At 70.1% G+C, this 19,880-nt stretch carries 18 protein-coding genes; 1 reads left to right on the top strand and 17 read right to left on the bottom strand.

The window, feature by feature from the left end:
- Positions 1-38 precede the first annotated feature (38 nt).
- The gene (locus OG344_RS11520; protein WP_405088199.1) at positions 39-866 is read left to right on the top strand and encodes a TIGR03621 family F420-dependent LLM class oxidoreductase; all 828 of its coding nucleotides are present in this window, start codon (positions 39-41) and stop codon (positions 864-866) included.
- A 354-nt stretch (positions 867-1,220) separates the two neighbouring features.
- Here the strand turns inward: OG344_RS11520 and OG344_RS11515 are convergent, their stop codons facing one another.
- The 17 genes from OG344_RS11515 to OG344_RS11435 all read right to left on the bottom strand — a co-directional run bounded on the left by OG344_RS11515 (position 1,221) and on the right by OG344_RS11435 (position 19,802).
- Entirely contained in the window at positions 1,221-2,216 is a 996-nt protein-coding gene (locus OG344_RS11515; protein WP_405088198.1) for a polyprenyl synthetase family protein, read from the bottom strand.
- 11 nt (positions 2,217-2,227) lie between these two features.
- Entirely contained in the window at positions 2,228-3,778 is a 1,551-nt protein-coding gene (gene nuoN / locus OG344_RS11510) for an NADH-quinone oxidoreductase subunit NuoN (RefSeq protein WP_405088197.1), read from the bottom strand.
- Positions 3,775-5,280 (bottom strand): NADH-quinone oxidoreductase subunit M, encoded by a 1,506-nt coding sequence (locus tag OG344_RS11505; RefSeq protein WP_405088196.1) that lies wholly within the window; start codon positions 5,278-5,280, stop codon positions 3,775-3,777. Before OG344_RS11505 ends, nuoN begins: the two co-directional genes overlap by 4 nt.
- On the bottom strand, positions 5,280-7,121 hold the full coding sequence (gene nuoL / locus OG344_RS11500) for an NADH-quinone oxidoreductase subunit L (protein ID WP_405089074.1): 1,842 nt from the start codon (positions 7,119-7,121) through the stop codon (positions 5,280-5,282). The genes OG344_RS11505 and nuoL overlap by 1 nt, the downstream gene beginning before the upstream one ends.
- Positions 7,122-7,187: 66 nt before the next feature.
- Positions 7,188-7,484: an NADH-quinone oxidoreductase subunit NuoK gene (gene nuoK, locus OG344_RS11495; protein WP_030506864.1), complete on the bottom strand. Its 297-nt coding sequence runs from the start codon at positions 7,482-7,484 to the stop codon at positions 7,188-7,190.
- Positions 7,481-8,452, bottom strand: a complete 972-nt coding sequence (locus tag OG344_RS11490; RefSeq protein ID WP_405088195.1) for an NADH-quinone oxidoreductase subunit J — start codon at positions 8,450-8,452, stop codon at positions 7,481-7,483. The genes nuoK and OG344_RS11490 overlap by 4 nt, the downstream gene beginning before the upstream one ends.
- On the bottom strand, positions 8,445-8,960 hold the full coding sequence (gene nuoI, locus OG344_RS11485) for an NADH-quinone oxidoreductase subunit NuoI (RefSeq protein WP_405088194.1): 516 nt from the start codon (positions 8,958-8,960) through the stop codon (positions 8,445-8,447). The genes OG344_RS11490 and nuoI overlap by 8 nt, the downstream gene beginning before the upstream one ends.
- On the bottom strand, positions 8,947-10,305 hold the full coding sequence (gene nuoH, locus OG344_RS11480; RefSeq protein ID WP_405088193.1) for an NADH-quinone oxidoreductase subunit NuoH: 1,359 nt from the start codon (positions 10,303-10,305) through the stop codon (positions 8,947-8,949). The genes nuoI and nuoH overlap by 14 nt, the downstream gene beginning before the upstream one ends.
- Positions 10,302-12,698 (bottom strand): NADH-quinone oxidoreductase subunit G, encoded by a 2,397-nt coding sequence (locus OG344_RS11475; RefSeq protein ID WP_405088192.1) that lies wholly within the window; start codon positions 12,696-12,698, stop codon positions 10,302-10,304. The genes nuoH and OG344_RS11475 overlap by 4 nt, the downstream gene beginning before the upstream one ends.
- Positions 12,695-13,981 (bottom strand): NADH-quinone oxidoreductase subunit NuoF, encoded by a 1,287-nt coding sequence (gene nuoF / locus OG344_RS11470; RefSeq protein ID WP_327049211.1) that lies wholly within the window; start codon positions 13,979-13,981, stop codon positions 12,695-12,697. Before nuoF ends, OG344_RS11475 begins: the two co-directional genes overlap by 4 nt.
- Entirely contained in the window at positions 13,978-14,649 is a 672-nt protein-coding gene (gene nuoE, locus OG344_RS11465; protein ID WP_327049210.1) for an NADH-quinone oxidoreductase subunit NuoE, read from the bottom strand. Before nuoE ends, nuoF begins: the two co-directional genes overlap by 4 nt.
- Entirely contained in the window at positions 14,646-15,935 is a 1,290-nt protein-coding gene (locus OG344_RS11460) for an NADH-quinone oxidoreductase subunit D (protein WP_405089073.1), read from the bottom strand. The genes nuoE and OG344_RS11460 overlap by 4 nt, the downstream gene beginning before the upstream one ends.
- A gap of 82 nt (positions 15,936-16,017) precedes the next feature.
- Positions 16,018-16,683, bottom strand: coding sequence for an NADH-quinone oxidoreductase subunit C (locus tag OG344_RS11455; protein WP_327049209.1), 666 nt, complete (start codon positions 16,681-16,683; stop codon positions 16,018-16,020).
- On the bottom strand, positions 16,680-17,231 hold the full coding sequence (locus tag OG344_RS11450) for an NADH-quinone oxidoreductase subunit B family protein (protein WP_111699578.1): 552 nt from the start codon (positions 17,229-17,231) through the stop codon (positions 16,680-16,682). The genes OG344_RS11455 and OG344_RS11450 overlap by 4 nt, the downstream gene beginning before the upstream one ends.
- Positions 17,232-17,233: 2 nt before the next feature.
- Positions 17,234-17,593 (bottom strand): NADH-quinone oxidoreductase subunit A, encoded by a 360-nt coding sequence (locus OG344_RS11445; protein ID WP_111699579.1) that lies wholly within the window; start codon positions 17,591-17,593, stop codon positions 17,234-17,236.
- 70 nt (positions 17,594-17,663) lie between these two features.
- Positions 17,664-18,917: a geranylgeranyl reductase family protein gene (locus OG344_RS11440; protein ID WP_405088191.1), complete on the bottom strand. Its 1,254-nt coding sequence runs from the start codon at positions 18,915-18,917 to the stop codon at positions 17,664-17,666.
- 159 nt (positions 18,918-19,076) lie between these two features.
- On the bottom strand, positions 19,077-19,802 hold the full coding sequence (locus OG344_RS11435; protein WP_405088190.1) for a demethylmenaquinone methyltransferase: 726 nt from the start codon (positions 19,800-19,802) through the stop codon (positions 19,077-19,079).
- Positions 19,803-19,880: the final 78 nt, after the last annotated feature.

Raw genomic sequence — 19,880 nt, 5'->3', positions numbered from 1 at the left:
GGGACGACCTGACCGTCCACGGCGGCGAGGATCGGCCCATGAGCAAGGACTTCCGCTTCGGGATCGTCGCCGGCCTGGCCCCCGACGCCGCCGCGTGGACGGCCACGGCCCGCCGGGCCGAGAACCTCGGCTACTCGACCCTTCTCGTCCCCGACACGCTGGGGACGCTCCCGCCGCTGCTCGCCATGACGGCGGCGGCCACCGCCACGACGACGCTGCGCGTGGGCACGTTCGTGCTGGCCGCGCCGTACCGCAATCCCCGGTTGCTGGCGCACGAGCTGGCCGGGCTCGACTTCCTGTCCGGCGGACGGCTGGAGGTCGGCGTGGGGGCCGGACGCCCCGGCGCCGAGCAGGACGCCCGCACGCTCGGCATGCCGTACGGCCCGGCGGGCGAGCGCGTCGCCCAGGTCAGGTCGGTGATCGGCGAGGTGCGGACGGCATTCGCCGAGGGCGGTCTCAGCCTGCGCCGTCAGGGGCCGCCCATCCTGGTCGCGGGCGCCGGTCCCCGCATGCTGGCGCTCGCCGCCGAGGAGGCCGACATCGTCGCGCTCGCGGTGGCCGCCCACACGCCCGAGGAGGGGCTGCGCGGGCCCGTCGGCACGCTGCGGGAGGCGGCCGGGGCGAGGTTCGACGACATCGAGCTGAGCCTGAACCTCTTCCAGGTCGGCGATGTGCCGGCCCCATGGATGCCCGAAGGGTCCCGCAGCATCCCCGACGGCGCGGCCGCCGTGCTGCGCGGCTCACCCCGCGAGATGGCCGACACGCTCCTGCGCCGGCGTGACGAGCTTGGTATCTCCTACGTCACCGCCAACGGTTTCTACGCGGACGCGTTCGCTCCAGTCGTCGAGCTCCTCACCGGCCGCTGAGCCGTCCGACGTGCGTCGAGTGGCCCTGCTCGCCGGGGAACCCGCGGCAGGAGCCCACCGCGTCCCTCGAAATACCGCTTCGCGGAGGGTGCCGGAGACGGACCGACCGGCGCGGGCGAGGCCGGCAGGCTTTTCAGCGCGTCGAAGAGCGACTGCGTCGGGTCCTCGGCCGGGTCGAGCGTGACGGTCTGGTCCTTGTCCACGACGATGGCATTGCCGGACGCCGAATCCGGTGGCGCCGGGGCGGCGGAGGTGCCCGCTCGTTGCGTCGCGCAGCCTGTCGCAGCCAGGGAAAGACACAGGGCGGCCGCGGGCCGGGTGAGTCTCACCCCGCCAATGATCTACGAAAAGGCGTCAGCCCGTACGCTCGACGACGTAGTCGCACAGGGCGACCAGAGCCGTACGGGCGGGGATGTCGGGCAGGCCGGCGAGGGCGGCCTTGGCCCGATCGGTCCAGCGGATGAGCTCCGCGCGGGCCTGCGTCATCGCGTGGTTGGCCCGCAGCAGCGTGAGCGCCTCCTCGACGTCCTCCTGCGCCACCGGCCCGGACAGCAGCGTACGGAGCCGCGCGTCGGCGGGGTCGCCGGAGGCCAGGGCGTACAGCACGGGGAGCGTGCGGATGCCCTCGCGCAGGTCGGTGCCGGGGGTCTTGCCGGAGTCGGAGGTGGGGGCGGCCACGTCGATGAGGTCGTCCCCGAGCTGCCAGGCCACGCCGATCGCCTCGCAGGCGTCGGTGAGGCGATCCACGACGTCGGCGGGAGCGCCGGCCAGCATGGCGCCGAAGCGGCCCGAGGTGGCGATGAGCGAGCCGGTCTTGTCGGCGAGCACGCCGATGTAGTGGGCGATCGCGTCGCGGCCCTCGGCCGGGCCGATCGTCTCGCGGATCTGGCCGCGCACCAGCCGGGAGAACGTGCGCGCCTGGATCCGGATCAGCTCGCTGCCGAGGTCGGCCAGGATCTCCGACGCCTGGGCGAATAGATAGTCGCCGGTGAGGATGGCCACCGTGTTGTCCCACCGCGCGTTGGCGGACGGGGAGCCCCGGCGCACCGGGGCCTCGTCCATCACGTCGTCGTGGTAGAGCGTCGCCAGGTGGGTCAGCTCCATGACAACGGCCCCGGGTACGACGCCCGGGGCGTCGGGAGTGCCGAACTGGGCGGCGAGCAGCACGAGCATGGCCCGGAACCGCTTGCCACCCGCCTCGATGAGATGCCGGGACGCCTCCGTGACGAAGGCGTCCTCGCTCTCGACCGACGAGCGCAGCAGCTTCTCCACCGCCGCGAGCCCGTTTCCGAGGTCCTCGGCCAGCCGCTCGTCGACGAGAGGAATGTCCACTACGGGCGGCGCGGCCATACAGGGATCTCCTATCGGACGAACAGGGACTGCGCAGCCGTGTGCGCGAGGTCAAGCAGGGGCTGAGGGAACACCCCAAGAACTACCGTAGCCAATGCCGCGATACCCACCACAGCCGCGGTCCCCCGCGAGGGCAGGACGACGGACGGGCCGTCGGCGGCCGGGTCGCTGAAGAACATCAGCACGATGACCCGCACGTAGAAGAACGCGGCGACGGCCGAGGCCACCACGCCGACGATGACCAGCGGCAGCGCGCCCCCGCTGACGGCCGCCTGGAAGACGGCGTACTTGCCGAAGAACCCACTGGTCAGCGGGATACCGGCGAAGGCCAGCAGGAAGAAGGCGAACGTGCCGGCCAGCAGCGGCGAGCGCTTGCCGAGCCCGGCCCAGCGCGACAGGTGCCACGCCTCGCCGCCCGCGTCGCGCACCATCGTGACGACCGCGAACGCGCCGACCGTGGTGAAACCGTACGCCACCAGGTAGAACAGCAGGCCCGAGAGGGCCGCGGTGTTCTGCGCGGCGCTGCCGGTGGCGATCACAGCGATGAGCAGGAAGCCGCCGTGGGCGATCGAGGAGTAGGCGAGCATCCGCTTGATGTCGGTCTGGGTGATCGCGAGGATCGCGCCGGTCACCATCGTGAGAATCGCCACACCGTAGAACACCGGGCGCCAGTCCCAGTCGAGGCCGCCGAGGCCGACCCAGAACACGCGCAGCAGCGCGCCGAAGGCGGCCACCAGGGTGCCGGAGGCCATCAGCGCCGTGATGGGCGTGGGCGAGCCCTGGTAGACGTCGGGCTTCCACGCCTGGAACGGCGCCGCGCCGATCTTGAACAGCAGGCCGACGCCGAGCATGGCCGCGCCGATGTAGAGCAGGGTGTCCTGGCCGCCGACCGAGCCGAGGGCCAGGTTGATCTTCGCGAGGTCGACCGACCCGGCGTAGCCGTACAGCAGGGCGGTGCCGTACAGGAAGAACGCCGACGAGAAGGCGCCGAGCAGGAAGTACTTGACCGCGGCCTCCTGCGACAGCAGGCGGCGGCGGCGCGCGAGGCCGCACAGCAGATACAGCGGCAGCGACATGACCTCCAGGGCGACGAACGCCACCAGCAGGTCGTTGGCCGCCGGGAAGAGCAGCATGCCGCCCACCGCGAACAGCAGCAGCGGGTAGACCTCGGTGTGCGCTGCGCGCTCCACCAGCGACTGCTCCTCCTCGGCCGAGCCGGGCAGGGCCGCCGCGGAGCCGACGAAGTGCTCCTCGTCCTTGATCAGCAGCACGCTCAGGAAGGCGAGCACCAGGATGGTGCCCCAGATGAACAGCGCCGGGCCGTCGACCGCCACCGCGCCCATGGCCGCGGGCTTGGTCGGCACGCCCTTGACCACCTGCCACACGGTCAGGGCGAACGCGCCGGCCAGCGAGAGGAGCGTGAGCGGCAGGTGGATCGCCGAGCGCAGGTAACGCGGGGCGAACGCCTCCACCAGCACACCGGCGATCGCCGCGCCGAAGACGACGAGCATCGGCGCCAGCAGGGCGTACTCGATGATGGGCGCCTCAATGGTGCCGTTCACTTGCCCTCCTGAGCAACGGGTACGGCCGGCTTCGGGTCCGTGACCGAGACGCTGGACAGCGTGTCCTTCACGGCGGGGTTGATCACGTCGAGCAGCGGCTTGGGATAGAAGCCGAAGACCAGCAGCAGCGCGATCAGCGGTGCCACCACGAACTTCTCCCGCGCGTTGAGGTCCGGCAGCGTCTTCACCGACTCGGCGGTCGGGCCGTTCATCGTCCGCTGGTACATCCACAGGATGTAGATCGCGGCGAGGATGACGCCGGTCGTCGCGATCACGGCGGGCACGAGGTACCGCTCATAGGTGCCGATCAGCACCATGAACTCGCTGACGAACGTGCTCAGGCCCGGCAGCGAGAGGCTGGACAGACCCGCCACCAGGAACGTCCCGGCGAGGATCGGCGCCACCTTCTGCACGCCGCCGTAGTCGGAGATGAACTGCGAGCCCCTGCGGTAGATGAGGAAGCCCGCGACGAGGAACAGCGCGCCGGTCGAGAAGCCGTGGTTGACCATGTAGAGCGTCGCGCCCGAGGCCGCGTTGGTCGTCATGGCGAACACGCCCATCGCGATGAAGCCGAAGTGCGAAACCGAGGTGTAGGCGATGAGCCGCTTCATGTCGGTCTGCCCGATGGCCACGATCGCGCCGTACACGATGCCGATCACCGACAGCGTGATGACCAGCGGCGTGAAGAACTTCGCGGCGTCGGGGAAGAGTTCGAGGCAGAAGCGGAGCATGCCGTACGTGCCGACCTTGTCGAGCACGCCCACGAGCAGGACGGCCGCGCCGGCCGGAGCCTGGGCGGCGGCGTCCGGCAGCCAGGTGTGGAACGGCCACAGCGGCGCCTTGATCGCGAAGGCGACGAAGAAGCCGAGGAACAGCCACTTCTGCGTCGTCACGTCCTGGATGGTCCCGACCAGGTCGGTGAACATGAACGTGCCCTTGCCGGCGATCGAGTAGAGCGCGATCACCGCCACCAGCATCAGCAGCCCGCCGAACAGCGAGTACAGCAGGAACTTCACGGCCGCGTACGACCGCTGCGCCCCGCCGTACGACCCGATCATGAAGTACATCGGGATCAGCATGGCTTCGAAGAAGACGTAGAAGAGGAAGACGTCGGTCGCCGCGAAGACGCCGATCATCATGGCCTCGAGCACCAGCAGCAGCGAGAAGTACGTGCGGACCGAGCGCTTGCCGGCCTCCGCGTCGTGCCACGAGGCGAGCACCACGATCGGCACGAGGATCACCGACAGCAGGATCAGCACCAGGGCGATGCCGTCCACCGCGACGCCGTAGTGGACGCCGAACGCGGGGATCCAGTCGTACGTCTCCGGGAACTGGAACTTGTCGCCGTTCGGGCTGAACTGGACCGCCATGGCGACGGTCAGCGCCAGCACGATCAGCGACACCACGAGGGTGAACTGCTTGGCGAGCTTGTCGTTGCGGACAAGGGTCACGCCCAGCGCGCCGAGCACGGACACGCCCATCAAGGTGGAAAGCCAGGGCATCACAGGTTCCCTACGACGAGCCAGGCACCGGCCAGGATGGCCGCGCCCAGGAATATCGACAGCGCGTACGAGCGGACGAACCCGGTCTGGATCCTGCGCAGCCGCCCGGAGGTCCCCCCGATGCCGGCGGCCAGGCCGTTGACCAGGCCGTCGACGCCGCGGTTGTCGAAGAACACGGCCAGGCGGGTCAGCCACTGGCCGGGGCGCATGAACAGCGCCTCGTTCAGGGCGTCGCCGTACAGGTCACGACGGGCGAAGGTGGTGAGGAACGAGCCGCGCGGGGCGACCGCCGGCACCTCGGCCGCGCCGTACCGGAACCAGGCGAACACCGCGCCCACCGCGACGAGCGCGAGCGTGGCCAGCCCGGTGAGGCTGAACGGGTGGAAGGACGGCATCTCCTCCGGCGCGCCGACGGCCGGCGCGAGGAAGGTCATGAACCGGTTGCCGAGGACCAGGAACGCGCCCAGGCCGACCGCGCCGACCGAGAGGATGACCAGCGGCCAGGTCATGACGCCGGGCGACTCGTGCGGGTGGGCCGTCGGCTCCCAGCGCTTGGCGCCGAAGAACGTCATGAACACCAGGCGCGACATGTAGAAGCCGGTGATGCCGGCGCCGAGCACGGCCAGCCAGCCGAGGACGGCGTTGTGCTCCATCACGGTCTCGATGATGCCGTCCTTGGTGAAGTAACCGGACAGCAACGGGAACCCGATGATCGCGAGGTAGCCGATGGCGAACGTCGCGAACGTGACCGGCATGACCTTTCGCAGCGCGCCGTACTTCCTCATGTCGACCTCGTCGTTCATGGCGTGCATGACCGAGCCCGCGCCGAGGAACATGTCGGCCTTGAAGAAGCCGTGCGTGATCAGGTGCGCGATCGCGAAGGCGTACCCCGCCGGGCCGATGCCCGCGGCGAGCACCATGTAGCCGATCTGCGACATCGTCGAGCCGGCCAGCGCCTTCTTGATGTCGTCCTTGGCGGTACCGATGATCGCACCGGCGAGCAGGGTCGCCACGCCGACGATCGTCACGACGAGCTGCGCGGTGCCGGCACCCTCGAAGATCGGGCCGGACCGGACGATGAGGTAGACGCCGGCGGTGACCATGGTCGCGGCGTGGATGAGGGCCGAGACCGGGGTCGGGCCCTCCATCGCGTCGAGAAGCCAGGACTGCAGCGGCAGCTGGGCCGACTTGCCGCACGCGCCGACAAGCAACAGCAGGCCGATGGCGGTGAGCGTGCCCGACGACGCCTTGGACGCGTTCGCGAAGACGTCGTTGAAGGCCAGCGTGTGGAACGTCGCGAAGATCGTGAAGAGTCCGATCAGCAGGCCGAAGTCGCCGACGCGGTTGACGATGAACGCCTTCTTGGCCGCGGTCGCCGCCGAGGGCTTGTGCTGCCAGAACCCGATCAGCAGGTACGACGCGAGGCCGACGCCCTCCCAGCCGACGAACAGCGCGACGTAGTTGTCGGCCAGCACCAGCAGGAGCATCGCCGCGACGAACAGGTTCAGGTAGGCGAAGAACCGCCGCCTGTTCGGGTCGTGCGCCATGTAGCCGATCGAGTAGATGTGGATCAGCGAGCCCACACCGGTGATCAACAGGCAGAACGAGATCGACAGCGGGTCGACCAGCAGGCCCATCTTGGCCAGGCCCGGGACGAAGTCGTACAGCTCGACGCCCCGGCGGCGCTCGCCGGGGGCGAAGCCGAGGAGCTGGACGAACGACAGCGCGGCCACCGCGAACGACGCCACGGCCATGAGCACGCCGAGCAGGTGGCCGAACCTGTCGGTCCTCCGGCCGCCCAGCAGGAGGATCGCCGCTCCCACCAGGGGCAGAGCGATCATCAGCCAGGCGGCCCCGATCGCTCCACCGGAGTGCTGGATGATCTCAGCGGGTTCCACGGCCACCTCTTAGTACTTCAGCAGGCTGACGTCGTCGACCGACGCGGACCTGCGGGTTCGGAAGATCGTCACGATGATGGCCAGGCCGATGACCACCTCGGCGGCAGCCACGATCATCACGAAGAACGCGATGAGCTGGCCGTCGAGGTTGCCGTTCTGCCGGGCGAAGGTGACGAACGCCAGGTTGCAGGCGTTGAGCATGAGCTCGACGCACATGAACACCACGATGGCGTTGCGCCGTACGAGCACGCCGACGCCGCCGATGGCGAACAGCAGCGCGGAGAGCACCAGATAGTGGGTGGTCACTTGCCGTCCTCCTCGGTCGCCGCGGACTCGCCGCGGGGACGGACCACGCGACCGGCCACGACGGTGTCCTGCCCGGTGCCGTCCTCGGGCATCGGCGCGGTGTCGGGACCGCCGTCCCGGGCCTCGTCCGCCACCGTCGGCGTGCCGTGCTCACCGCCGTGCCCGCCGCTGTGACCGCCGCTGTGCCCGTTGGCCTGGGTGGCGGCGCGCCGTGCGGCCTCCTCCTGCTCCAGCACCTCGGCGACCTCCGGGGGCAGGATGCCCTTGGACTCCTCGTACCGGGCGATGTAGCGGTTGACCGACAGCGGCGCGATGGTCCCGTCGGGCAGCAGCGCCGGCATGTCGATGGCGTTGTGCCGGGCGTAGGTGCCGGGGCCGGGCAGCGGCGCCGGGTTCCTGCCGGTCCGGCCGAAGGCGGCGAAGCGCTGCCGGGACAGGTCCCGCTGGGTCGGCTTGGGCTCGGTGCGCTCCCGGTGCGCCAGCACCATCGCGCCCAGGGCGGCGGTGATCAGCAGCGCCGAGGTCACCTCGAAGGCGAACACGTGACGCGTGAAGATCAGCTGGGCCAGGGAGGACACGTTGCCGCCCCCCTGAGTGGCCGCGGCCAGGCCCTTCGGCGAGCCGACCACCGCGTTGCCGATGCCGAGGGCGAGCAGGGCGGCGAAGCCCAGCCCTCCCACGACGGCCCAGAACCGCTGCCCCCTGATCGTCTCCACCAGGGAGTCGGAGGAGTCCACGCCCACGAGCATGAGCACGAACAGGAACAGCATCATGACCGCGCCGGTGTAGACGATGATCTGCACGGCCGCCAGGAACGGAGCGTCCTGGACGGCGTACAGCACCGCCAGCGAGAGCATGACGACGCCGAGCATCAGGGCCGAGTAGACGGCCCTTCGGCTGAAGACGAGTCCGAGCGCGGCGGTCACCGAGACGACCGCGAGCACCCAGAACGTGATGGACTCACCCATTGCTTCGACCCAACCGGTAGTAGTCCTCCTCGGTTTCGCCGAGGCGCATCGGGTGGGGCGGCTGCTCCATGCCCGGTCCAAGCGGCGCGAGCAGCATCTCCTTGGTGAAGATCAGCGACTCGCGGCTGGAGTCGGCGAGCTCGTACTCGTTCGTCATCGTGAGCGCCCGGGTGGGGCACGCCTCGATGCAGAGCCCGCAGAGGATGCAGCGCAGGTAGTTGATCTGGTAGATGCGGCCGTACCGCTCACCCGGCGAGAACCGCTCCTCGTCGGTGTTGTCGGCGCCCTCGACGAAGATGGCGTCCGCCGGGCAGGCCCAGGCGCACAGCTCGCAGCCGACGCACTTCTCCAGGCCGTCGGGCCACCGGTTCAGCTGGTGCCGCCCGTGGAAACGCGGCGCGGTGGGCCGCTTCTCCTCGGGATAGTTGACCGTCACCGGCTTCTTGAACATGTGGTGGAAGGTGACGCCGAATCCCTTGATCGGATTCAACCAATCAGTTGCTCCCACTGGTCACCTCCTTGGCGTCGGTAGGGACACGCGCAGCGGGCACGGCGCCGTGATAGTGCGGGAGGTCGAGCGCCGGCACCGGGAACCCGCCCGCGGCCGGCTCCTCACGCAGTTGCTCGAACTCCTCCTCGACCTGGGCGGCCCTGGCCTCCTTGCGGCGCTGGTTGACCGTGTCGAACCGCAGCCAGACCACGAACGCGACGATGATCACCACCGCGCCGAAGGCCATGATGCCCATCCGGTCGATCTCCGGCATGCGCAGCGCCCTGAACGCCGCGGCCACCAGGATCCAGACCAGGTTGAGCGGGATCAGCACCTTCCACCCGAAGGCCATGAGCTGGTCATAGCGGACGCGCGGTAGCGAGGCGCGGACCCAGACGAAGAACCCGAACGCGATGACCAGCTTGGCGAAGAACCACAGCATGGGCCACCAGCCGGTGTTCGCGCCGTCCCACAGGGAGATCGGCCACGGGGCCCGCCAGCCGCCGAAGAACAGCGTGATCGCGATGGCCGAGACCGTGAACACGTTCACGTACTCGGCGAGCATGAACATCGCGAACTTCAGCGACGAGGAGTATTCGGTGTGGAAGCCGCCGACCAGCTCGCCCTCGCCCTCGGGGAGGTCGAACGGCACGCGGTTGGTCTCGCCGAGCATGCACACCGCGTAGATCAGGAACGACGGGAACAGCGAGATCACGTACCAGGACGGCGTCGGGACGTGCAGCCCGAAGATGTCCCAGGTGCCGCCGCCCGCCTGCTTGGCCACGATCTCCGACGTGGACAGCGTGCCCGCGTTCAGGAACACCGCGACGAACGACAGGCCCATCGCGATCTCGTACGACACGACCTGGGCGGCCGAACGCAGGCCGCCCAGCACGGCGTACGGCGAGCGGGAGCCCCACCCGGCGAGCACGATGCCGTAGACGCCGATCGAGGCGGTGGCGAGCACCAGCAGGACCGCGACCGGCAGGTCGGTGAGCTGCAGCGGCGTCCGGTGGCCGAACATCCAGACCATCGGCCCGAACGGCACCACCGAGAACGCCAGGAAGGCCGGGACGGCGATGATGACCGGGGCCAGGAAGTAGATCACCTTGTCCACGGTCCGCGGCATGAGGTCTTCCTTGAGGCCCATCTTCAGGCCGTCGGCCACCGACTGCAGCAGGCCGAACTTGCCCGCCCGGTTGGGGCCGTAGCGGTGCTGCATGCGCGAGATGAGCTTGCGCTCGGTCCACACGGCGAGCAGCACGCCCAGCATCAGGAACACGAAGATCGCGACGGCCTTGACGATCGTGATCCCCAGGGGATCGTGGCCGAAGTCGCTCAGCGTGGGTCCGGGGTTGTTCACGAGACGCTCCCGATCTTGACGACGTCTCCGGCGACCGCTCGCAGGTCGCGCGTGACCGACAGGCCGGCGGAGTTGGACGGCACCCACACGACACGGTCGGGCAGGTCCGCGACGCGCACCGGCACGACGACGTCGTCACCGATGGTGATCTTCCCGCCGTCCACGGCGCCGATCTCGGCGGCGGTGGCCTCCGACAGCAGGGCCGCCGTCGAGCGGGCGGTGCCCGCCAGGTACGGCTCGCCGTCCTGCAGCCGGCCGTCGTCGAGCAGCAGGTGCCAGGTGGCCAGCACCGCCTCGCCCGCCCGCGGCTCGGCGACCACGAGGCCGCTGACCGCGGGAGCGGCCGGGCGCGGGCCCTTCCAGGCGCCGAGCGTGGCCATCTCGCGCCGCGCGGCGGCGTCGTCGGGCAGGCCGAGGTGCACGTCCATCAGGTCGGCGATCGAGCCGATCGCCCGCAGGTCGCTCATCATGCCCGGTACGGCGGTCGCCACGCCGAAGGAGCGGCCCCTGCCCTCCCAGTCGACGAACGTGCCGGACTTCTCGGCCACCGCGGCGACCGGCAGGACCACGTCGGCCCGGTCGGTGACGGCGCTGGCGCGGATCTCCAGGCTGACGATGAACGGGGTGTTCTCCAGGGCGGCCAGGGCCCTCGCGGGGTCGGGCAGGTCGTAGGGGTCAACGCCCGCCACGACCAGCGCGTCGACCTCGTCGTTCAGCGCGGCCTCGATGATGCCCGAGGTGTCGCGGCCGGGCGCCTCGGGCAGGGCGGCGACGCCCCACGCCCTGGCGACCTCCGCGCGGGCGGTCTCGTCGGCGGCCGGGCGGCCGATCGGCAGCAGGCCGGGCAGGGCGCCCGCCTCCAGCGCGCCGCGCTCCCCCGCCCGCCGCGGCACCCAGGCGAGCCGGGCGCCGGTGGCGAGCGTGAGCCGTACGAGCGCCGACAGGGCGCCGGGGGCGGCGGCGAGCCGCTCACCGGCGAGGATGACCGTGCCGGGCGGCAGCAGGTCGCCGGAGACGAGGTCGCCGAGCGCCTCTGCCTCCGCGCCGGGCAGCGTGCGGATCAGCGAGCCGTTCATCTTGGCCAGGCCCGGCGTGGCGAACGGCGCGATCGCGTGGACCTTCAGGCCCCGCTTGCGTGCCGCCTTGCGCAGGCGCAGGAAGACGATCGGCGACTCCTCCTCGGGCTCGAAGCCGGCGAGGAGCACGGCCGGGGCCGTCTCCAGGTCGGCGTAGGAGACCTCGATGCCCTTGCCGGCGACGGCGTGGGCGAGGAAGCGCGCCTCCTCCCCGGAGTGCGGCCGGGCCCGGAAGTCGATGTCGTTGGTGCCGAGGGCGATCCGGGCGAACTTGCTGTAGGCGTAGGCGTCCTCGACCGTGAGCCGCCCGCCGACCAGCACCCCGGCCCTGCCCCGGGCCCGCGCGAGGCCCTCGGCGGCCGTGGCCAGCGCGTCCGGCCAGGAGGTCGGGACGAGCCTGCCGCTCTCGTCGCGCACCAGCGGCGAGCGCAGCCGGTCGGGCGCGGTGGCGTAGGCGAACGCCCAGCGGCCCTTGTCGCAGTTCCACTCCTCGTTGACCTGCGGGTCGTCCCCGGCGAGGCGGCGGGTGACCTTGCCCCGGCGGTGGTCGGTGCGCAGCGAGCAGCCCGACGCGCAGTGCTCGCACGCGCTCGGCGTGGAGACCAGGTCGAACGGGCGGGAGCGGAACCGGTAGGCCGCGCCGGTCAGCGCGCCGACCGGGCAGATCTGGATCGTGTTGCCCGAGAAGTAGGACTCGAACGGCTCGCCGTCGGCGACGCCCACCTGCTCCTTGGCCCCGCGGTCGAAGAAGTCGATGAGCGGGTCGCCCGCGATCTGGTCGGAGAAGCGGATACAGCGCGCGCACTGGACGCAGCGCTCGCGGTCGAGCAGCACCTCGGTCGACAGCGGGATCGGCTTGTCGAACGTGCGCTTCTGCTCGACGAACCGGCTCTCGCCCTGGCCGTTCGACATGGCCTGGTTCTGCAGGGGGCACTCGCCGCCCTTGTCGCAGACGGGGCAGTCGAGCGGGTGGTTCAGCAGCAGCATCTCCATCACGCCGCGCTGGGCCTTCTCGGCCACCGGCGAGGTGAGCTGCGTCTTGACCACCATGCCCTCGGCGACCTCGATCGCGCAGGACGGCTGCGGCTTGGGGAAGCCGCGGCCGTTGCCCGCGTCGGGGATGTCGACGAGGCACTGGCGGCAGTTGGCCGCGGGCGAGAGCAGCGGGTGGTCGCAGAACCGGGGGATCTGGATCCCCAGCAGCTCCGCGGCCCGGATGATCAGCGTGCCCTTGGGGACACTGACCAGGAAGCCGTCGATGGTCAGACTGACCATGTCCACGACCGGCTGTTCCGGCTGCGTCGTCTGAACTGTCACTTGGACCCCCACACCGTGGAAGCGGCGGGATCGAACGGGCAGCCGCCGATCTCGAAGTGCTTGAGGTATTCGTCGCGGAAGTGCTTCACCGACGAGTGGATCGGGCTCGTCGCGCCGTCGCCGAGCGCGCAGAAGGACCGCCCGAGGATGTTGTCGGCGATGTCGGTGATGGTCGCCAGGTCCTCCTCGGCGCCCTGGCCCTTCTCCAGCCGCTTGAGCACCTGCTTGAGCCAGTAGGTGCCCTCGCGGCACGGAGTGCACTTGCCGCAGGACTCGTGCGCGTAGAACTCCGTCCAGCGCAGGACCGCGCGGACCACGCAGGTGGTCTCGTCGAAGATCTGCAGGGCGCGGGTGCCCAGCATCGAGCCCTTGGCGCCGACCGACTCGAAGTCGAGCGGCACGTCGAGGTGCTCGGCCGTGAAGATCGGCGTCGAGGAGCCCCCCGGCGTCCAGAACTTCAACTCGTGGCCCTCGCGGATGCCGCCCGCCATGTCGAGCAGTTCGCGCAGCGTGATGCCCAGCGGGGCCTCGTACTGGCCCGGCCGGGTCACGTGGCCCGACAGCGAGAAGATGCCGAAGCCCTTGGACTTCTCGGTGCCCATCCCGGCGAACCAGTCGGCGCCGTTGGCGATGATGCTCGGCACGCTCGCGATCGACTCGACGTTGTTGACCACCGTCGGGGAGGCGTACAGACCGGCGACCGCCGGGAACGGCGGCTTGAGCCGGGGCTGGCCGCGGTAGCCCTCCAGCGAGTCGAGCAGCGCCGTCTCCTCGCCGCAGATGTACGCCCCGGCGCCGCTGTGCACGACGAGGTCCAGGTCGTAGCCCGAGCCGAGGATGTCCGCCCCGAGGTAGCCCTTCTCGTACGCCTCGCGGACCGCGGCCTGCACCCGGCGGATGACGTGGAGCACCTCGCCGCGGATGTAGATGAACGCGTGGTTCGCCCGGATCGCGTACGACGAGATGATCACGCCCTCGACCAGCGAGTGCGGGTTGGCCATCATGAGCGGGATGTCCTTGCAGGTCCCCGGCTCCGACTCGTCGGCGTTGACGACGAGGTAGTGGGCCTTGCCGTCACCCTGCGGGATGAAGCCCCACTTCATGCCGGTGGGGAAGCCCGCGCCGCCGCGGCCGCGCAGGCCGGAGTCCTTCACCGCCTGGATGACCGCGTCGGGGTCCATGCCCAGGGCCTTCTTCGCGGCCTCGTACTCGCCGTACCCGTCGAGGGTGAACGAGCCGGCCACGTCCCAGTTGTCGGTAAGGACGGGCGTAAGCGTTGTCACTTCTCGCTCCCCTCGGCCTTGGGGGCCTGCCAGCCGTTGGCCCTGGCGATCTTCAGACCCTCAAGGGATGGACCGGCGGCCGACGGGCCGTCGGCGGCCAGGCCGTCGGGGAACCCGGCGAGGACCCGGGAGGCCTCCCGGAAGGTGCACAGCCGGCCCGGGCCGCGCGTGGGCGCGACCTCCTTGCCGGCGCGCAGGTCGTCGGCGAGCTGCTTGGCCGACTCCGGGGTCTGGTTGTCGAAGAACTCCCAGTTGACCATCATGACCGGCGCGAAGTCGCAGGCGGCGTTGCACTCCAGCCGCTCCAGCGTGATCCTGCCGTCCGGGGTGGTCTCGTCGTGGCCGACGCCGACGTGCTCGCTGAGCTCGGCCCAGATCTGGTCGCCGCCCATGACCGCGCACAGCGTGTTGATGCAGACGCCGACGTTGTAGTCGCCGGCCGGCCTGCGCTTGTACATGGTGTAGAAGGTCGCCACGCCGACGACCTCGGCCTTGGACAGGCCCAGCATCTCGGCGCAGAACTCCTGCCCGTCGTCGGAGACGTAGCCGTCCACCGACTGCACGAGGTGCAGCAGCGGCAGCAGCGCCGAACGCGGCCGGGGGTAGCGGCCGATGATCTCCTTGGCGTCCGTCTCCAGACGCTCGCGGACCTCAGGCGCGTAAGTCATCGGTCCACACCTCCCATGACCGGGTCGATCGAGGCGACCGCGGAGATGACGTCGGCGACCATGCCGCCCTCGCACGTCGCGGGCACCGCCTGCAGGTTCGTGAACGACGGGTCGCGGAAGTGCACCCGGTAGGGCCGGGTGCCGCCGTCGCTGACCACGTGCGCGCCGAGCTCGCCGCGCGGCGACTCGACCGAGGAGTACACCTGCCCGGCCGGCACCCGGAAGCCCTCGGTCACCAGCTTGAAGTGGTGGATCAGGGCCTCCATGGAGCCGCCCATGATGTGCGCGATGTGGTCGGGCGAGTTGCCGAGTCCGTCGGGGCCGAGCGCGAGTTGCGCCGGCCAGCCGATCTTCTTGTCCTCGATCATCACCGGGCCGCCCTTGAGCGGGCCGGACAGGCGGTCGAGCGCCTGCTCGATGATCTTCAGCGACTCCTCCATCTCGTCCATGCGGACGAGGTAGCGGCCGTACACGTCGCAGGTGGTCTGCGTCGGGACCGCGAATTCGTACGTCTCGTAGCCGCAGTAGGGCTGCGACTTGCGCAGGTCCCACGGGAGGCCCGCGGCGCGCAGCATGGGCCCGGTGATGCCCAGCGCCATGCAGCCGGTCAGGTCGAGGTAGGCCACGTCCCTGGTGCGCCGGGTGTAGACCGGGTTCGCGTCGAGGAGCTTGCGCATCTCCTTGAGCCGCCCCGGCATGACCTTGAGGAACTCACCGATCTTGTCCACCGCGCCGGCCGGCAGGTCGACGCTGACGCCGCCCGGCCGGACGTACGCCATGTTCATCCGCAGGCCGGTGATGTACTCCATCAGGTCGAGCACCATCTCGCGCTCGCGGAAGCCGAACAGCATCGGCGTCGTCGCGCCCAGCTCCAGGCCGAACGTCGCGATCGCGACGAGGTGCGAGGAGATCCGGGTGAGCTCCATCGTCAGGACCCGGATGGCCTGCGCCCGGTCCGGGATCCGGTCGGTGATGCCGAGAAGATTCTCGACACCCATGCAGTACGCCGTCTCGTTGAAGATCGGCGCGAGGTAGTCCATGCGGGTGACGAACGTGACCCCCTGGGTCCACGTCCGGAACTCCATGTTCTTCTCGATGCCGGTGTGCAGGTAGCCGATCACCGTGCGGGCCTCGGTCACGGTCTCGCCGTCGAGGGTCAGCACGAGCCGGAGCACGCCGTGGGTCGACGGGTGCTGCGGGCCCATGTTGACGACGAGGCGCTCCTCGGCCGACTCGCTGACGGTCTTGACCAGCTCGTCCCAGTCCTGGCCGGCGACGTCGTAGATCCGGCCCTGGGTTTCGGCGGCGGTCTCCGTGGTGCTCACGACGCTCTCCTCGCTGCCCTCGTTGCCTGGTGCGGGTAAACGCTCACGAGTAGGACCTCCTCCGGTCCGGCGCGGGGACCTCGGCGCCGCGGTACTCGACCGGGATGCCGCCGAGCGGGTAGTCCTTGCGCTGCGGGTGCCCCTCCCAGTCGTCCGGCATCTCGATGCGGGTCAGCGCCGGGTGGCCGTCGAAGACGATGCCGAAGAAGTCGTACGTCTCACGCTCATGCCAGTCGTGCGTGGGGTAGACCTGAACCGTGGAGGGGATGTGCGGGTCGGCGTCGGGGCAGGAGACCTCCACCCGGACGCGCCGGTTGTGCGTGATGGAGCACAGGTGGTAGACGGCGCGCAGTTCCGCGCCGGTCTCCTCCGGGTAGTGGACCCCCGAGACGCCGAGCGACAGCTCGAACCGCAGCGCGGGGTCGTCGCGCAGGTGCTTCATCACCTCGGCCAGCCGCTCGCGCCGCACGTGGAACGTGACCTCGCCGCGGTCGACGACCACCCGCTCGATCGCGTCGGCGAACGCCCGCTCCAGCGCGTCGGCCACCTCGTCGAAGTAGGACCCGTACGGCCGGCCGCTGACCAGCTTGGGCGGGCGGCGGACGACCAGGCGGTTGTAGCCGGAGGTGTCGCCGCTGTCCCTGGCGCCGAACATGCCCGTACGGGCGACCGGCTCCTCGGGCAGGCCGGGCAGGTTCTCGGTGGTCACTTCCCGGCCCCCTGGTCGATGAGCGGCAGCGTCCGCAGCGCCTGGAGCTCCAGCTCCTCGACCTGCTTCTCGCGGTGCGCGCCGAACTTCATGTTCTGGATCTTGTCGTGCAGCTTCACGATGGCGTCGATCAGCATCTCCGGCCGCGGCGGGCAGCCGGGCAGGTAGATGTCGACGGGCACCACGTGGTCCACGCCCTGCACGATGGCGTAGTTGTTGAACATGCCGCCGCTCGACGCGCAGACGCCCATGGCGATGACCCACTTGGGCTCGGCCATCTGGTCGTAGATCTGGCGGAGGACGGGCGCCATCTTCTGTGACAGCCGACCGGCCACGATCATGAGGTCGGCCTGCCGCGGGGAGGCGGAGGCGCGCTCCATGCCGAAGCGGGCCAGGTCGTGCTTCGGGCCGCCGGTGGCCATCAGTTCGATGGCGCAGCACGCGAGACCGAAGGTCGCCGGCCAGACGGAGTTCTTCCGGGCCCAGCCGGCCACCTGCTCGACGGTGGTGAGGGCGAATCCGCTCGGGAGTTTCTCTTCAAGACCCATGGCTAATCCCAATCGAGGCCGCGGCGGCGCCACACGTACGCGTACGCCACGAGGACGGTGACGATGAACAGCACCATCTCGACCAGACCGAACACGCCGAGTCTGTCGAAGGCCACCGCCCACGGATAGAGGAAGATGATCTCGATGTCGAACACGATGAACAGCATCGCGGTGATCATGTACTTCAGCGGGAAGCGGCCACCGCCGACCGGCTGCGGCGTCGGCTCGATGCCGCACTCGTAGGCGTCCAGCTTCGCGCGGTTCCAGCGCTTCGGCCCGGTGAAGGGGGCGATGCCCACGGAGAACACGGCGAACCCCGCCGCGAGGACCGCGAGCACCAGAATCGGCACATACAGCTCCATGGCTACATGTCCTCGCTTACTCGGTGAAATTGCGTGATCACAATCCGACTCTCGGTCATACGGGCCTCGGTCATGCGGGCGGAGCCACCTTCGACAGGGCGTTGATTATGCGGTCGGAGACGTCGCCCCGCCGGTCTGTGAGATTAGCGAGAAGCTTGAACGCGAATCTCATCAGGGTGGGATGGGGCATCCCGTGCCGGGTGGCGAAGCTCATCACCCCCGGCCTCCCGATCGCCTCGACGAACAGGCGGCCGAGAGTGAAGTATCCGCCATAGGCGTCTTTGAGGATACGCGGGTACGCGAGTAATACGCGCTCACGCTGGGCGGGCGTCGGCCGGGCCAGTGCCTGCGCGATCACTTCGGCGGCGGTCCGGCCGGTCTCCATGGCGTACGCGATGCCCTCGCCGTTGAAGGGGTTGATCGAGCCGCCGGCGTCCCCGACGAGGACCAGGCCGCGGGTGTAGTGCGGCTGCCGGTTGAATCCCATCGGCAGCGCGGCGCCCCTGATCGGGCCCGTCATGTTCTCGTCGGTGAAGCCCCACTCCGGCGGCGTGTTCTTCATCCAGCGCCGCAGCAGGTCGCGGTAGTCGATGCTCTTGAACGCGTCGCTGGTGTTCAGCAGGCCGAGGCCGACGTTGGCGGTGCCGTCGCCCATGGGGAAGATCCAGCCGTAGCCGGGGAGCAGCCGGTCGCCGTCCCACAGTTCGAGCCACGTCTCCAGGTAGTCGTCGTCGTGGCGGGGGCTCGTGTAGTAGGTGCGCACGGCCACGCCCATCGGACGGTCCTCGCGCTTGTGCAGGCCCATCGCGATCGACAGCCGGGTCGAGTTGCCGTCGGCCGCGACCACCAGGCGCGAGCGGTAGACGACCTCCTCGCCGTCCGCCCTGGCCGTGACGCCGATCACGTGGCCGCCGCGCTCGTCCAGCAGCGGGCCTGTAACGTTCACGCCCTCGCGCAGCCGCACGCCCGCGCGCTCGGCGTGCCGGGCGAGGATCTGGTCGAAATCCGCACGGGTGCGCACCAGGCCGAAGCCGGGATAGCTCGACAGCTCCGGCCAGTCGAGTTCGAGCCGCACACCGCCGCCGTAGACGCGCAGCCCCTTGTTCCTGACCCAGCCGGGGGCGTCGACGTCGACGCCCATCGCGATGAGTTCCTTCACCGCACGCGGCGTCAGGCCGTCACCGCAGACCTTCTCCCGGGGAAAGCGCGTCTTCTCCAGCAGCAGCACCTGGAGGCCGGCGCGGGCGAGGTGGAAGGCCGCCGTCGAGCCCGCCGGACCCGCACCGACGACGATGACGTCGGCGTCGACCTCTCTCCGCGTCACGCGGGTTTGCTCGCTCACGGAGTCCTGTCCGTTCCAGGGAAGGAAGGCCTCGAAACTGGTTTGGACCTTCGTGCCTTTGTGAACAACTTCACAAACTGTCGCGCCGCAGTCTAACCCCTACTCGCGGCGGGATGTCAGAGGGGTGTGGACAACCACGCATCACCGGCCCTTCACGGCGCGGTGCAGGGCGACGACGCCGAGGGTCAGGTTGCGCCAGCCCACCGTCTCCCAGCCCGCCTCCTGGATGATCCCCGCCAGCGCCCGCTGGTCGGGCCAGGCCCGGATCGACTCGGCGAGGTACTCGTAGGAGTCGGGGTTGGAGCTGACCATGCGGGCGACCGGCGGCAGCAGCTTCATCAGATACTGCGAGTAGACGAGGTCGAACGACTTCGGCGTCGGCCGGGAGAACTCGCAGATCACCAGGCGCCCGCCCGGCCGGGTCACCCGCAGCAGCTCGCGCAGCGCCTGCCCGATGTCGGCGACGTTGCGCAGGCCGAAGGAGATCGTGACGGCGTCGAAGGTCTCGTCGCGGAACGGCAGGCGCAGCGCGTCGCCCGCGACGAACGTCACGCCGCGCACGCCCCCGCCGTACAGGCCGGACCCGCCGCGCCGCGCCACGCCGGTGCTGAGCATGCCGAACGAGAAGTCGCACGCGATCGCCCGGGCGCCGAGCGCGGTGAACGCGTCAGTGGAGGTGCCGGTGCCCGCGGCGAGGTCCAGGACCAGCTCGCCGGGGCCCGCGTCCACCGCCGCCGCCGTGGCCCTGCGCCACACGCGGTCCTGGCCCAGGGAGAGGACGTCGTTGACCAGGTCGTAGCGCCGGGCCGTGCGATCGAACATCGCGGCGACCTCGTGCGGCTGCTTGTCCAGCGATGCGCGCGTCATGCACGCAAGCCTAGGCCGCGGCGCTCACGCCCCCTCACCACCCGGACAGGATGAGCGGAACGTAGTTCATCGATTACG

This window comes from Microbispora sp. NBC_01389 (assembly GCF_045040095.1).
Classification (GTDB): Bacteria; Actinomycetota; Actinomycetes; order Streptosporangiales; family Streptosporangiaceae; genus Microbispora.
This window is presented reverse-complemented; position numbering and strand designations above follow the sequence as displayed.